Below are 13,179 nucleotides of genomic sequence, written 5' to 3'. Positions count from 1 at the left end.
TTTGGTCGCTGTTACCTTGAACCCTGCTCTGCCTTGGTCAACGTTACCTATCGACACAGATTCACCCATCGGTAACAATCCGCGGTGATCACTCTGGGGCGGTCATAGAAGTCGCCCCACCGCCAACACGAGAACACGCCATGACTTCCGTCACCCTGAGCTCGCTGAAGGCTCGCAAGCGCGCCGGTGAACCCTTCAGCTGCCTGACCGCCTATGACGCCTCCTTTGCCGCCGCCGCCGGGCGCGCCGGCATCGACGTGCTGCTGGTCGGGGATTCCCTTGGCATGGTCCTGCAGGGGCACGACAGCACCCTGCCGGTCACCATGGACGACATCCTCTACCACACCCGCTGCGTGGCACGCGGCAAGGGCGACAGCCTGCTGATGGTCGATCTGCCATTCATGGGCAATCCCAGTCGCGAGCGCCTGCTGGACAACGCCGCCGCGCTGATGAGGGCCGGCGCCGAGCTGGTCAAGGTCGAGGGTGAGGGCTGGATGGCCGATGACATCCGTGAACTCACCCGTCGCGGGGTGCCCGTCTGCGCCCATCTGGGGCTGACCCCCCAGACCGTGCATCAGCTCGGCGGCTACAAGGTCCAGGGACGCGAGGCCGAAGCCGCCAGCCGTATCCTCGAGGACGCCCGAGCGCTGGTCGAGGCCGGCGCCTCGGTGATCCTGCTGGAGTGCGTGCCGGCGAGTCTCGGTCGTGCCGTCAGTGAAGCTCTGGAAGTGCCGGTGATCGGTATCGGCGCCGGCCCCGACACCGACGGCCAGATCCTGGTGATGCACGACGTGCTCGGCGTGACCCACGGGCGGACCCCGCGCTTCGTCAAGAACTTCCTGGCCGAAGCCGAGGACATCGAAGGCGCCTTCCGTCGCTACCACGAAGCGGTGCTGGCGCGGGAGTTCCCGGCTGCCGAGCACTGCTTCTAGGAGGTCTGCGATGCACGTCCATTCCGCCATCGCCAAGCTTCGCGAAGCGCTCGCGCCTCACCGCCGCAAAGGTGCCCGCATCGGCCTGGTGCCGACCATGGGCAACCTTCACCAGGGCCACCTGGCGCTGGTGGAAGCGGCCCGCGAGCGCTGTGACCTGGTGGTCGCCTCGATCTTTGTCAATCCGCTGCAGTTCGGCCCCAGCGAAGACCTGGACAACTATCCGCGCACCCTCGAGGCGGACCTGGCCAAGCTCGAGGCCGCTGGCTGCGACATGGTGTTCACCCCGACCCCGGCGACCATGTACCCCGACGGCCTCGACGGCCAGACCCTGGTGCGGGTACCCGAGGTCAGCGAAGGCCTGTGTGGCGGCGCCCGACCCGGCCACTTCGACGGCGTCTCGACCGTGGTCAGCATGCTGTTCCATATCGTCCAGCCTGACCTCGCCTGCTTCGGCGAAAAGGACTACCAGCAACTGGCGGTCATTCGCCGCATGGTCCACGACATGCACATGCCGATCGAGATCGTCGGGGTGCCCACGGTGCGCGAGGCCTCGGGACTGGCGCTATCGTCGCGCAACGGCTACCTGAGCGAGGCCGAGCACGCCACCGCCGCCGAACTGCAGGCCACCCTGGTGACGCTTGCGCGCAGCCTCGAGGCCGGCGCCGACATCGACGCCACCCTTAAAGAGGGACGCGCGCGTCTGGCCTCCCACGGCTTTGCTCCCGACTATCTGGAGCTGCGCGCCCGCGACCTCGGCGCGGTGACCGCCACCACCCGTGACGCCATCCTGCTGGTGGCCGCCCGTCTCGGCGCCACGCGACTGATCGACAACCTCACTGTGACGCTACCTCGATAGGAGCCCCCTAGATGTACACCATCATGCTCAAGGCCAAGCTGCACATGGCTCGCGTGACCCACGCCGTGCTCAACTACGAAGGCTCCTGCGCCATCGACGGTGAACTGCTCGACCTCGCCGGTATCCGCGAAAACGAACAGATCCAGATCTACAACGTCGAGAACGGCCAACGCTTCACCACCTATGCCATCCGTGCCGAGGAAGGCTCCAAGGTGATTTCGGTCAACGGCGCCGCTGCCCACCTGGCGAGCGAAGGCCAGCGCGTGATCATCTGCAGCTACGCCCACTACAGCGACAGCGAACTCGACCAGCACAAGCCCTCCCTGGTCTACCTCCAGGAAGGCAACGAGATCAGCCACACCAGCAACGCCATCCCGGTCCAGCTGGCCTGATTCGACCGCACCATCGCACCACCCGACAGGAGCGCACCACCATGGCATCGCTGAAGGAACAACTCGGCTCGCTGGTCTACTCCACCGAACACGGCGACATCTGCCCGGACTGCCGTGAACCGAAGGACGCCTGCCGCTGCGACGAGATCCAGGACCAGGCGCGCCTGGCCAGCCTGGATGGGGTGGTGCGAATCCGCCGGGAAACCAGCGGACGCAAGGGCAAGGGTGTCACCACCATCGACGGCGTGCCGCTTGCCGACAAGGAGTTGAAAGCCCTGGCCAAGGAGCTGAAGAAACGCTGCGGCACCGGTGGCGCGCTGAAGGATGGCGTCATCGAGATCCAGGGCGACCACCGCCAGGTGTTGAAAGACGCCCTGGAGAAGAAAGGCTACAGGGTCAAGCTGGCCGGAGGCTGAGCTCTGGCTCGTCTAAGAAGTGGCTGGGGCGGCGCCTAGCCCAGATCCTGGACCAGCGCTTCCAGCGCCTGATCCGCCGGGGCCTCGAGCTTGACGTCGAACAGTTCATCGGCGCGGGTGCGCCCCAGATTGATGCAGGCCACCGGGCGTCCCGCCTTCACGCTTTCGCGCACGAAGCGAAAGCCGGAATAGACCATCAGCGAACTGCCGACCACCAGCAGGGCGTCGCTGTCCTCGAGCAGCCCTCGGGCGCTGGCCAGCGTCGCCGCTGGCACGTTGTCGCCGAAGAACACCACATCGGGCTTCCAGATACCGTCGCCACAGCGGCCACAGGAGGGCACCCGAAAGCTCGAGAAGTCCGCCTCCAGGTCCGCATCGCCATCCGGCGCAGGCCGCACCGGAGACGTTTGCGCCACCCACTGCGGATTGCAGCGTGCCAGCTCATCGTGCAGGGCATGGCGCATCTGGCGCGCACCGCAGCTCATGCACACCACCAGATCCGCCCTGCCGTGCAGATCGATGACCCGCCGGGTCCCCGCGCGCTGGTGCAGACCATCGACGTTCTGGGTGATCACCCCGGAGACCTTGCCGCGCAGTTCGAGCTCGGCGATGGCCCGGTGCGCCGCGTTGGGGCTGGCCTCATTGAGCACACGAAAGCCGATCATCGCCCGCGCCCAGTAGCGCTGACGCGAGGCGTGGCGAGACATGAAGTCGCGATGGTCGATCGGCGGCGAACGCTTCCACTCGCCCTGGGCGTCGCGATAGTCGGGGATACCGCTGGCGGTGCTGATGCCGGCGCCACTAAGCACCGCGATGCGCCGGTGACGACAGACGAGAGCGTACAGCGCATCCATCGCCGACGCTGACGCGTCTCGGTTGACGCAAGTTCGAGCCTCGCTACCGCCGCCGACATTCGTCATTGCTCCTCCCCTTGTGACCGCGCACCAACACCCGGGGCAGGCCCGTCAGCCCAGCCCCCAAGGCCAAGACTACCCCCGGGCGATCGATAAGACCAAGGGCGCCATGGCCCAACAGGCACGTCGTTGTCTACAATGGACGGGATTCTTCACGGGCAAGGAGTGCCGATGGCCTGGCTGGACTACCTGCTGCCGCTGTTCTTTCTGTTCCCCCTCGCGGCGGCCGCCACGGTGGTGGTGGCACTCCGAAGCCTGCACGACGCGCGAGTACGCTCGCCGTTCGACGCCCATCCACTGCGTGAGCCTGGGCAGGCCCTGCGCGATCGGCTGGATCGCGCCTTCGCCACCCTGTTCCTCAACGCCGCCCTCGGCCCCGTACTGGTGCTGACCCCACTGGTCTACGGCATGGGCAGGATGCTGTTCTCGCGCCACCAGAACTGGATCGAATGGGCGCTCTACGGTGTGCTGTGCACACTGCTGGCGATCGTGGTCAGCTTCCGACTGATGCGTGACTACCAGCGTATCCGTCGACTGAAGCTGGGGCTCGCCTGCGAACTGGCCGTGGGCCAGGAGCTCGAACGCCTGATTCGCCCCGAGGCTCATCCCTACTTCGTGTTCCACGACGTACCCGCCGACACCTTCGTGATCGACCACGTGGCGATCACCCCCCACGCCGTCTTCGTCATCGAGACCCGGGCCCGCACCCCGGCCATCAGTCCCGCCGGCGAGACCGAGGACACCGTGGTGGTCGAACACGAGCGCCTGCGCTTTCCCGGCTGGATGGAGCGACGCCCCCAGCGCAAGGCCCGCCAGGCCACCCGCTGGGTCGCCTCCTGGCTATGTCGCGAACTGGGACAGCCGGTGCCGGTCAAGGGCATCCTTGCCCTGCCCGGCTGGAAGATCGAACGTGAGGTCCCCGACGACGATCTTGCCGTGGTCAGCGGCGAAGGCCTGGCCGCCCATCTGACCGACGCCTGCCCTGGTATCGCGCCGATGGATCCGATGCTGCACGACCGGGTCATCGAGGCCTTGAACCGGCGAACACTGACGCGGGAGCTTGGCCACCTGGAAGGCCCGTCCATCTAGGCTCTGTCCGAAAAGTCGACGAGCGAAGGTTAGACAAGGCAAAAATCGGTGAGAAAGCGCAGTTTACGGGGTGTAAATGAGCATTTTGATCCGATTTTTAACGCAGTATTACCGAGCGCAGGCACTTTTCGGACGAGCCCTAGAAGCGGCGCAGCTCGATCCGGCTGGGGCAGCGTCCATGATCCACCGGTGCGAAACTCTTTCTGGCCGGAAAGTCATCGATATGCTCCGCCTCCAGGCCGATGCGCACCTCGGTGAGCAGTCGGTTGCCCGAGCCCCCGCACTGCAGCGACAGGGAGCTGCCGGTACCCCGGCCGAAAGCCTCCTCGAAGGCCGCGATCAGCGCATTGCGCCTGACCGTCGAGCCTCGATTGTCGCGCATGAAGTCCCCCAGGGCCCCGGCGTTGACGATCTCGGTCAGCGCCAGGGCACCGTCGAAGAAGTCATCATCGCTGATCGACAGGCAGGCACCGTGCTTGGCGTACTCGTAACGGTCGAGACAGCTGGCCCTGCCGGGCATGGCGTCGTCGAGCTCCTGTTCAAGCGATGAGCCGATATCGATGGCAGGCCCTGCCTGGCAGAAGTCGCCCGCTGGCCTCGGACGTTCAAGAAAGCAGCCCTGGCGGCGCCACTCGCTGACACTGACGCCCTGTGAGGTCAGCCTGACGGGGCGTGACGGCCACAGCCCGTGGATCACGAAGCCATCGTCGGCCCCGACCATCAGCGATGGATCTCGGCACTCTCGTGGCGGCTGACGGCGGCTGGCGCAGAACCCGGGATGCCAGGTCAGCGCCAGCACATAATGATCGAAATGCTCTCGCTCGAGATCCTCCAGTGCCTCACGCTGCTCCTGCGGCTCGTGGGCCTGGACGCCAGCGATCATGGTGAGGGCCAGCAGCACCGCAGCCAGCGCACGCCATGGTTGCCGTCGACGGGCTCCCCGGTCCCCCTGTCGCCTTGCAATCGGCGACCACAGTTGGCAAGGTGCGCCGCCTCGCTTCAATCCTCTTTCGTCTTTCTCGGATGACTGTCTCATGAACCTGATCACCTTCGATCCGTTACGGAGTCTGGGGGTCCCGGGGGCGCGATACATCAAGCCTGAGCACATGAATGACCATCGCCAGGCCCTGGCCGATGCCGACGCCCTGCTGTTCCCCGAATACTGGCAGATCAATGCCCTGGCCTACGGCCTCAATCCGCGCGTCTTTCCCAGTCTACCCAGCTATCACCTGGGTCACGACAAGATCGAACAGACCCGCGCCTTCCAGGCCTGCTGCCCCGAGGCAACGCCCGATACCGCCATCCTCGGGGTCAATTCAGACGCCATCCACCAGGTGGAGGCGCGCTTCGGCTACCCGTTCGTGGTCAAGCGGGTGCGCAGCTCCATGGGCGAGGGCGTGCGCCTGATTCGCTCCCGCGAGGCGCTGATCGATCACCTGTCCAGCGAGAATCTGCTCTACGCCCAGCGCTACCTGCCCATCGAACGCGACCTGCGCATCGTGGTGGTCGGGCGCAGGGTGCTGGCCGCCTACTGGCGCGAGAGCCCGCTGGGCGACTTTCGCACCAATGTGGCACGCGGCGGCGAGATCCGCCACGACCCGGTGCCGGCCTCCGCCATCGAGCTTGCCACCACCCTGGCCCAGCGCCTGGGCATCGATCATGCCGGCTTCGACATCGCCATGGTCGACAACGCCCCGATGGTGCTGGAGTTCAACCGCCTGTTCGGCAACCAGGGCATCGACTCCCCCGAGACCAGCGTGGGAGAGGCGATCCTCGAACACCTCGAGCAGGATAGCTGGCGCCAGGCGGCCTGATCCTTGAGCCTTGCTGGTCGCCGCTCTCGGAGCTATCCCCCTTCACAAGATCGACCACAAGAAAACGGGCCACCGTCGCAATGACGGTGGCCCGAGCAGTCGGCGCTGAGCGCTGATTACAGCCGTGAAGGATGGCTCGCCGGGTCGCCCTCCTGGTGGGGCTTGTCGTCATGATCGACACCGTGGTGCTCCCCTTCCGGCAACTCCCAGGTGCCATCCTCGGTCCAGGGGTCGTCCTCGGGGAATTCCTCGATATAGATTTCCTTGTCGGTGTAGTCCGGCTGATAGCGCAGATCGTAGTGGGCCGCCCGGACGGTCGAGATGCACAACAACAGCGCCACCAGCAGCAAGGGCACACCCCCTACCACCGAGGCCGTCTGCAGGGTCTCGAGCCCACCGATGAACATCAGCACCGCCGGCATGAACGACAGCGCAAAGGCCCAGAACAGTCGATTCCAGCGCATCGGTTCCTCGTCGACCTCCTTCTGCACCACCGCCGCCAGGATGTAGGAGATGGAGTCGAAGGTGGTGGCGGTGAAGATCAGCGCCAGCAGGGTGAAGGCGAAGATCACCAGGTAGCTCAGCGGCAGGGTCGACAGGGTGGCGAAGATCGCCGCCGTGGGGCTCTGCTCATTGAGAATGGTGACCAGATCCAGGGTGCCGGACAGCTGCAGGTAGAGACCGTAGTTGCCGAGGATGATGAAGAAAAGGGCGCAGCCCAGGGTACCGAAGAAGATCGAGCCCGCGACCATGGAGCGGATGGTGCGGCCGCGGGAGATGCGCGCGATGAACAGGCCGACGCTGGGGGCGAACACCAGCCACCAGGCCCAGTAGAAGATGGTCCAGTCCTGAGGGAAGTGGGTGTCCTGGAAATTCTCGAAGCGGGCGAAGGGCTCGGTCCAGGTACCCATGTGCACCAGATTGCTGAGCACCCTGCCAAGGGCATCCAGGCCGGTGCTGGCCATGAACTGGGTCGGCCCGACGATGAAGACGAAGGTCAGCAGCGACACCGCCAGCCAGAAGTTGATGTCCGACAGCACCTTGATGCCCTTCTTGAGGCCGACGAAGGCGCTGTAGCCGAAGACAACGGTACACAGCATCAGCACGAAGATGCGCGTCGCCAGGGTCTTCGGAAAACCGAACAGCTCATGCAGCCCCTCGTTGATCAAGGGCGCCGCCAGTCCCAGGGTGGTGGCACCGCCGCCCAGCATACCGAACACGAACAGCACGTCGATCAGCTTGCCCGGCCAGCGGTGGGCACGGCTCTCGCCCAGCACCGGCATCAGCGCCTCGCTGATCTTGAGCACGCTGTGATTGCGCACGTAGTAGAAGTAGGCAATGGGAATCGCCGGGATCAGATAGATCGACCAGGCCACCGGCCCCCAGTGGAAGATACCGTAGGCCGCCGCCCAGCGCGCCGCATCCGGCGACTGAGGTTCCACATGGAAGGGTGGCGCCTGGTAGTAGTAGATCCACTCGATCATCGACCAGTAGAGGATCGAGGCGCCGATACCGGCGCAGAACAGCATCGCCGCCCAGGACAGGGTCGAGAACTCCGGCTGTTCCTCGGGGTCACCCAGCTTGATCTGGCCGATATCGCTGAACACGATGAACAGCATGAAGCCGCTGGCCCCGAGCCCCAGGGCCAGATACAGCACACCAAGTTCATTGGTAATGAAGTTCTTGGCCGCGATGACCCAGGTTGCCCCCTGTTCGGGGAACACCACCAGAGGCAGAGTGACAGCAAGGAGGAGAAACAGCGAACCGAAGAAGGTGGGCTTGTCGATCGCATCAAAGCCTTGATCGGAAGAGGCGGGGGAGGATTTCCTTTTCACGGACCATACCTTGTTATCGTTTTCCCCAGTATACGCAGTCTTGCTGCATCAAACGTCATCCATTGACTTAGGCCGGGCAGCGACAAACGCCCTATCGTCCGCCGCTGGACTCCCTTGGCCGGAACGCCCTGGTTCACTCACCGCGAGCTTACCGCCTGAACACACTCAATTCTTCAATCACCCCGCAGCTTGCCGCCCATCTCCTGGGCCAGGTCGACGGCAAGAGAGTCGCGGTCCGTCATCCCGCCGTTACGCTCAAGCATGTACCGGTCGCGCTCGAGCGGCTCGCCTACAACCGTTCAATCACCGCGTAGCTTTCCGCCCATCTCCTGGGCCAGGTCGACCGCGTAGTGGTCCGTCATCCCACCGATAAAGTCGAGCATGCGTCGATAGCTGTCGTACAGGGACCAGGACGGCAGCGGGGTGTTCTCGCCGATCAGCGCCAGCACCCGTTGGTGCTTGAAGCTTGAATGGCCGGTGTGGTGCAACTCGTGGGCCGCGCCGATAAAGGCCTCGAGCAGAATGCCGAGGGTGGTGTAGGCACCGATCTCCAGCTTGGCCTTGCGGGTATTGCGGAAGATGCGCTTGCGCGCCAGCTGCTTGGCCAGCTTGACCCCCCAGTCCAGATCCGGGTGGCACAGCTCCAGCAGGTCATCCTGAAGCGTCCCGGAAAGCAGCTCCTGCTCATGCTCGACGAACACCTGGCCCACGTCAGTGACCGCTCGCTCCATGGCCGCCCCTCGCAGCGCCGCGATACGCCGGCGTTGAGACACACCGGTACGGTTCATCTCGGCGTAGTCCGACGGCTCGCCACCGGCGATCTGGGTCAGGATCTCGGCCACCTCGTCGAAGGCCAGGATATCCATCTCCACCCCGTCCTCGAGGTCGAGCAGGGCGTAGCAGATGTCATCGGCGGCCTCCACCAGCCAGGCCAGCGGATGGCGACACCAGCGGTGCTCGCCCTGGGGAATCAGTCCCAGATGGTCGGCCACCTGCTCAAGTGCACCGAGTTCGCTCTGATAGCAGCCGAACTTGCCGGCCTTGCCACCGTGGGTCACCGTCCACGGATACTTGAGCAGGGTACCGAGGGTCGCTGCGGTCAGGCGCATGCCGCCGCGAAACTGGTTGTACTCGATCTGGGTGACGATACGAAAGCCCTGGGCGTTGCCTTCGTAGGTCAGCAGGTCCTCGCGCTCCAGCGGCGACAGTCCATCGAGCAGCCCGCTGCCGTTGACCTCGGCGCACTTGAACCAGTCGCGGATGGCGTATTCACCGGCATGGCCAAAAGGTGGGTTGCCGATGTCGTGCCCCAGACAGGCCGCCTGGATGATTACCCCCAGATCCGCCGGAGTGATCCAATCGGGCAGGCGGTCACGCAGCAGCTCGCCCACGCTCATGCCCAGGGAGCGGCCGACGCAGCCCACTTCAAGCGAGTGGGTCAGGCGGGTGTGGATATGGTCGTTGTCGGTGAGGGGATGCACCTGGGTCTTGCGTCCCAGGCGGCGAAAGGAGCCGGCGAAGACGATGCGATCGTGATCCTTGTGGAAGGGACTGCGTCCCACCTCGTCACGAGTCCCGCCACGCGGATCGTGCAGTCGGCCCGGATCGAGCAGTCGTTCCCAGTTCATGGTCTTCATCGATGGCCCCTCCTTGTGGCCCTCCATTCTGACACCCGGGACGACACCTGCAAGGCCACGACCGCGAGGTCGCCAGGACCCTCATGACAGGCCCTAGGCGCATCGATGGAAAGTCGATGGAAAGGCCCGGTGGATACACCTCCACCGGGCCCTCTTTCTTTAGCGACGCTTCTCTACGCCAGCCGACGCTTGAGCATCATGGCGTAGACCGCTCCGGCCACGATCAGGGTGGCGGCGAAGGCGTAGATCCCGATCGAGATCCCGCTGTTGACCAGGATGCTCCAGTCACCACCGCTGATCGACATCGCCCGGCGCAGATTGAACTCCATCTGCCCGCCCAGCAGCAGGCCGAGCACCACCGGCACGGTGGGAATCTCGAGTTTTCTGAGCACATAGCCGAGCACCCCGAAGGCCAGCATCATGTACAGATCGAAGGGACTGTTGTTGAGCGAATAGACCCCGACAAAGGCGATCAGAACCACCATCGGCATCAGCAGCCAGCTGGGGGCCTGCAGCACCCGAGCGAACAGTCCCACCAGCGGTACGTTGAGCACCAGCAGCATGATGTTGCCGATAAACAGCGCCGCCACCAGCCCCCACACCATCTCGGGCTGCTGGGCGAACAGCAGCGGCCCCGGGGTGATGTTCATCGACAGCAGCAGGGCCAGCAGAATCGCGGTGGTGCCGCTGCCGGGAATGCCCAGCGACAGCATCGGAATCAGCGCACCACCGGCGGCGGCGTTGTTGCCCGCCTCGGGCGCGGCCACGCCGCGCGGGTCGCCGTTGCCGAAGTCGCCCTTGGCTCCCAGCCAGCGCTTTTCAAGCATGTAGGACAGGAAGCTGCCGAGCGAGGCGCCAGCGCCGGGCAGCACCCCGGAGACGAAGCCGATCAGCGAGCCACGACCGATGGTGCCCTTGCAGGACAGCGACGCCTTCATCCCCGGCCAGGCCGAGCCCAGCTTGATATGCGGCTTGTCGGCGCCGTGGCGCTGTTCGAGAAACACCAGGCATTCGGAGATGGCGAACAGTCCCACCAGGGCCACGATAAAGTCGATGCCGTCATAGAGCTCGAAGGTGCCGAAGGTGTAGCGCGCGACGCTGGACACCGGGTCGATGCCCACGGTCCCCAGCAGCAGGCCCAGACAGGCGGCGATGAAACTCTTGGTAAAGCTGCCGCTGGTCACCCCGCCGATGGTGGCAAAGGCCAGCAGGAACAGCGCGAAGTACTCGGCCGGACCGAACTTGATCGCCAGGTCCACCAACAGCGGCGCGAACAGCGTAAGCCCGATGGTGGCGATGGTGGCGCCGACGAAGGAAGCCACCGCCGACAGCCCCAGGGCCTCGCCGCCGCGCCCCTTGAGGGCCATCGGGTAGCCGTCCAGAGTGGTCATCATCGCCGGCTCGTCGCCGGGGATATTGAGCACGATGGAACTGATCCGCCCACCGTACATGCAGCCATAGTAGACGCTGACCAGCAGGATCAGCGCGGCGGTGGGATCCAGGCCGAAGTTGAAGGCCAGCGGGATCATCAGCGCCACCCCGTTGACCGGGCCGAGCCCTGGCAGCGCCCCGATCAGGGTTCCCACGGCGCAGCCGATCAGCGCCAGCAGCAGAAATTCCGGCTGGGTCGCCACGGCGAAGCCCTGGGCAAGAAAGGCAAGCGTTTCCATGATCAGTGTCCCCCTCCCCACCAGGGCACGTCCGGCAAGGGCATGCCGAGGGCAAACTCGAACAGTGCGTACAGCCCCAGCGCCAGTCCTGTGCCGGCGATCAGCGCCTGGCCCCAGGCCGCGCCGAACAGCCGCGTCAGTACGATGGCGCAGGCCAGGGTGGCGGGAACAAACCCCAGCGGCTCGAGCATGCCAGCGTAGGCCGCCAGCAGCAGCAGCACCGCCAGCTGTCGGGCCAGGCCGGCACGATCCGGCCAGCGCTCGTTGAAGCCCGGGCGCAGGATCAGGTAGGCCGACAGCGCCGCCAGCGGCAGGCTGACCAGCCGGGGGAAAGCCCCCGGCCCCACCGGCTGCATGAAGCCGGTGACGAAGCTATGAGAATGCCACCAGGCCCCCAGCGCCAGCACCAGCAGCACCGCGCCGGCCAGGCGATCGCCGACCTGGGCCGGCCGGCGATGCTGGTGAGCGTCGAGGTCGCTCATCTGACTCATTGAATAACCCCGATCTCGCGCGAGATGGCCTCGACGCGCTGGATGGATTCCTCGACGAAGCTCGAGAAGTCGTCACCGCCACGCCACAGCGGCACCAGGCCATTCTGGGCTGCCACGTCCTTCCACTCCTCGCTGGCGTAAAGGTTCTCGAGGTCTTCGACCATGCTGGCGTAGTCCTCGTCGGAGACCTCGCCGCCGGTGTAGAAGCCGCGCCAGTTGTAGCCGGTGACGTCATAGCCCTGGCTGACCGCGGTGGGCAGCTCGTCGAAGGGCTCGGGCAGCGGATCATCCGACATCACCGCCAGCACCCGCACGTCACCGGACTCGATGAAGCCGGCGACCTCGCCCAGGTCGGTGGAAACCACGTCCACGTGGTTGCCCATCATCTGGGTTACCGCGGGGCCGCCGCCGTCGAACTGCACCCAGCGCAGGGCGCCGACCTGGTCGCCGGGCAGGCCCGCGGCCTTGGCCAGCATCAATGCCCGAATGTGATCCCAGCCACCGGCACCGCTGGAGCCGGCCATGGCCACCGAGGTCGGATCGGCGACGATGGCCTCCAGCAGTTGCTCGAGGGACTCGTACTCGCTCTCGTCGTCGACCAGGATGACGCCGACGTCGGTACCGAGCATGCCCAGCCAGCGCATGGTCTCGGCACCCCCGGGATAGCGACCCTGGGCAATCTGGGTCATGCCCACGGTGCTGGTGGCGACGATCAGGTTGCTGTCATCGGCACGCTTGGAGGCCACGTTGGAGAAGGCCACCGCGCCGACACCGCCGGGCATGTTGGTGACCTGCACCGAGCCGTCGGTCAGTTCCAGGTCGGTGAGCAGCTTGCCGACGCTGCGGCAGGTGAAGTCCCAGCCGCCACCGGGGTCGGCCGGGGCGATGCACTCGTCGATGGGCAGGGCGCTGGCCGAGGTCGAGACACCGAGGCCGAGCGCGAGCAGCGGCAGGCCAAGGCGAGTGGTCAGAGGCGAGGGCATGGAAGGCTCCTTGTTTTTCGTTGTTGGCGTTTTCGTTGTGGGTGTTGTGGTCCTGCGGTCCTGCATCGTTGTCACCAGCCGGCACCGGCCATCCGGCGGATTGCCTGGCGGTTGTCGAGTCGCCATCTTGCGCGGCCACTCGCCTGG

General features: G+C 65.5%; 13 protein-coding genes. 6 read left to right on the top strand and 7 right to left on the bottom strand.

Annotated features, from left to right (window positions below; genetic code table 11):
- Nucleotides 1-140 precede the first annotated feature (140 nt).
- Genes panB through C6W88_RS08750 form a run of 4 tightly spaced genes read left to right on the top strand, consistent with a single transcriptional unit; the run spans nucleotide 141 to nucleotide 2,599 of the window.
- Nucleotides 141-932, top strand: coding sequence for a 3-methyl-2-oxobutanoate hydroxymethyltransferase (gene panB / locus C6W88_RS08765; protein WP_045993297.1), 792 nt, complete (start codon nucleotides 141-143; stop codon nucleotides 930-932).
- A 10-nt stretch (nucleotides 933-942) separates the two neighbouring features.
- The gene (gene panC / locus C6W88_RS08760) at nucleotides 943-1,791 is read left to right on the top strand and encodes a pantoate--beta-alanine ligase (RefSeq protein WP_108132173.1); all 849 of its coding nucleotides are present in this window, start codon (nucleotides 943-945) and stop codon (nucleotides 1,789-1,791) included.
- A gap of 11 nt (nucleotides 1,792-1,802) precedes the next feature.
- Nucleotides 1,803-2,183, top strand: a complete 381-nt coding sequence (gene panD / locus C6W88_RS08755) for an aspartate 1-decarboxylase (RefSeq protein ID WP_045993299.1) — start codon at nucleotides 1,803-1,805, stop codon at nucleotides 2,181-2,183.
- 41 nt (nucleotides 2,184-2,224) lie between these two features.
- On the top strand, nucleotides 2,225-2,599 hold the full coding sequence (locus C6W88_RS08750; protein WP_045993300.1) for a translation initiation factor Sui1: 375 nt from the start codon (nucleotides 2,225-2,227) through the stop codon (nucleotides 2,597-2,599).
- Nucleotides 2,600-2,634: 35 nt separating this feature from the next.
- Here the strand turns inward: C6W88_RS08750 and C6W88_RS08745 are convergent, their stop codons facing one another.
- Nucleotides 2,635-3,519, bottom strand: coding sequence for an NAD-dependent protein deacetylase (locus C6W88_RS08745; RefSeq protein WP_108132172.1), 885 nt, complete (start codon nucleotides 3,517-3,519; stop codon nucleotides 2,635-2,637).
- A gap of 165 nt (nucleotides 3,520-3,684) precedes the next feature.
- On the opposite strand from C6W88_RS08745, the gene C6W88_RS08740 reads away from it, so the two are divergent.
- Nucleotides 3,685-4,602 (top strand): nuclease-related domain-containing protein, encoded by a 918-nt coding sequence (locus C6W88_RS08740; protein WP_108132171.1) that lies wholly within the window; start codon nucleotides 3,685-3,687, stop codon nucleotides 4,600-4,602.
- 139 nt (nucleotides 4,603-4,741) lie between these two features.
- Here C6W88_RS08740 and C6W88_RS08735 read toward each other — a convergent pair whose 3' ends face one another.
- Entirely contained in the window at nucleotides 4,742-5,485 is a 744-nt protein-coding gene (locus tag C6W88_RS08735) for a ribonuclease T2 family protein (RefSeq protein WP_108132220.1), read from the bottom strand.
- 151 nt (nucleotides 5,486-5,636) lie between these two features.
- Here C6W88_RS08735 and C6W88_RS08730 point away from each other — a divergent pair, with 151 nt between their 5' ends.
- The gene (locus C6W88_RS08730; protein WP_045992374.1) at nucleotides 5,637-6,416 is read left to right on the top strand and encodes an ATP-grasp domain-containing protein; all 780 of its coding nucleotides are present in this window, start codon (nucleotides 5,637-5,639) and stop codon (nucleotides 6,414-6,416) included.
- A gap of 116 nt (nucleotides 6,417-6,532) precedes the next feature.
- On the opposite strand, the gene C6W88_RS08725 is transcribed toward C6W88_RS08730, so the two are convergent.
- The 5 genes from C6W88_RS08725 to C6W88_RS08705 form a co-directional block, all read right to left on the bottom strand.
- The gene (locus C6W88_RS08725) at nucleotides 6,533-8,251 is read right to left on the bottom strand and encodes a BCCT family transporter (RefSeq protein WP_045992375.1); all 1,719 of its coding nucleotides are present in this window, start codon (nucleotides 8,249-8,251) and stop codon (nucleotides 6,533-6,535) included.
- A gap of 299 nt (nucleotides 8,252-8,550) precedes the next feature.
- Nucleotides 8,551-9,888, bottom strand: coding sequence for a deoxyguanosinetriphosphate triphosphohydrolase (locus C6W88_RS08720; RefSeq protein WP_108132170.1), 1,338 nt, complete (start codon nucleotides 9,886-9,888; stop codon nucleotides 8,551-8,553).
- Nucleotides 9,889-10,061: 173 nt separating this feature from the next.
- Entirely contained in the window at nucleotides 10,062-11,558 is a 1,497-nt protein-coding gene (locus tag C6W88_RS08715; RefSeq protein ID WP_108132169.1) for a tripartite tricarboxylate transporter permease, read from the bottom strand.
- A 2-nt stretch (nucleotides 11,559-11,560) separates the two neighbouring features.
- Nucleotides 11,561-12,040 (bottom strand): tripartite tricarboxylate transporter TctB family protein, encoded by a 480-nt coding sequence (locus tag C6W88_RS08710; protein WP_181248607.1) that lies wholly within the window; start codon nucleotides 12,038-12,040, stop codon nucleotides 11,561-11,563.
- Between the two features lie 5 nt (nucleotides 12,041-12,045).
- The gene (locus C6W88_RS08705) at nucleotides 12,046-13,032 is read right to left on the bottom strand and encodes a Bug family tripartite tricarboxylate transporter substrate binding protein (RefSeq protein WP_108132167.1); all 987 of its coding nucleotides are present in this window, start codon (nucleotides 13,030-13,032) and stop codon (nucleotides 12,046-12,048) included.
- Nucleotides 13,033-13,179: the final 147 nt, after the last annotated feature.

The organism is Halomonas litopenaei, assembly GCF_003045775.1.
Lineage (GTDB): Bacteria > Pseudomonadota > Gammaproteobacteria > Pseudomonadales > Halomonadaceae > Halomonas > Halomonas litopenaei.
This window is presented reverse-complemented; position numbering and strand designations above follow the sequence as displayed.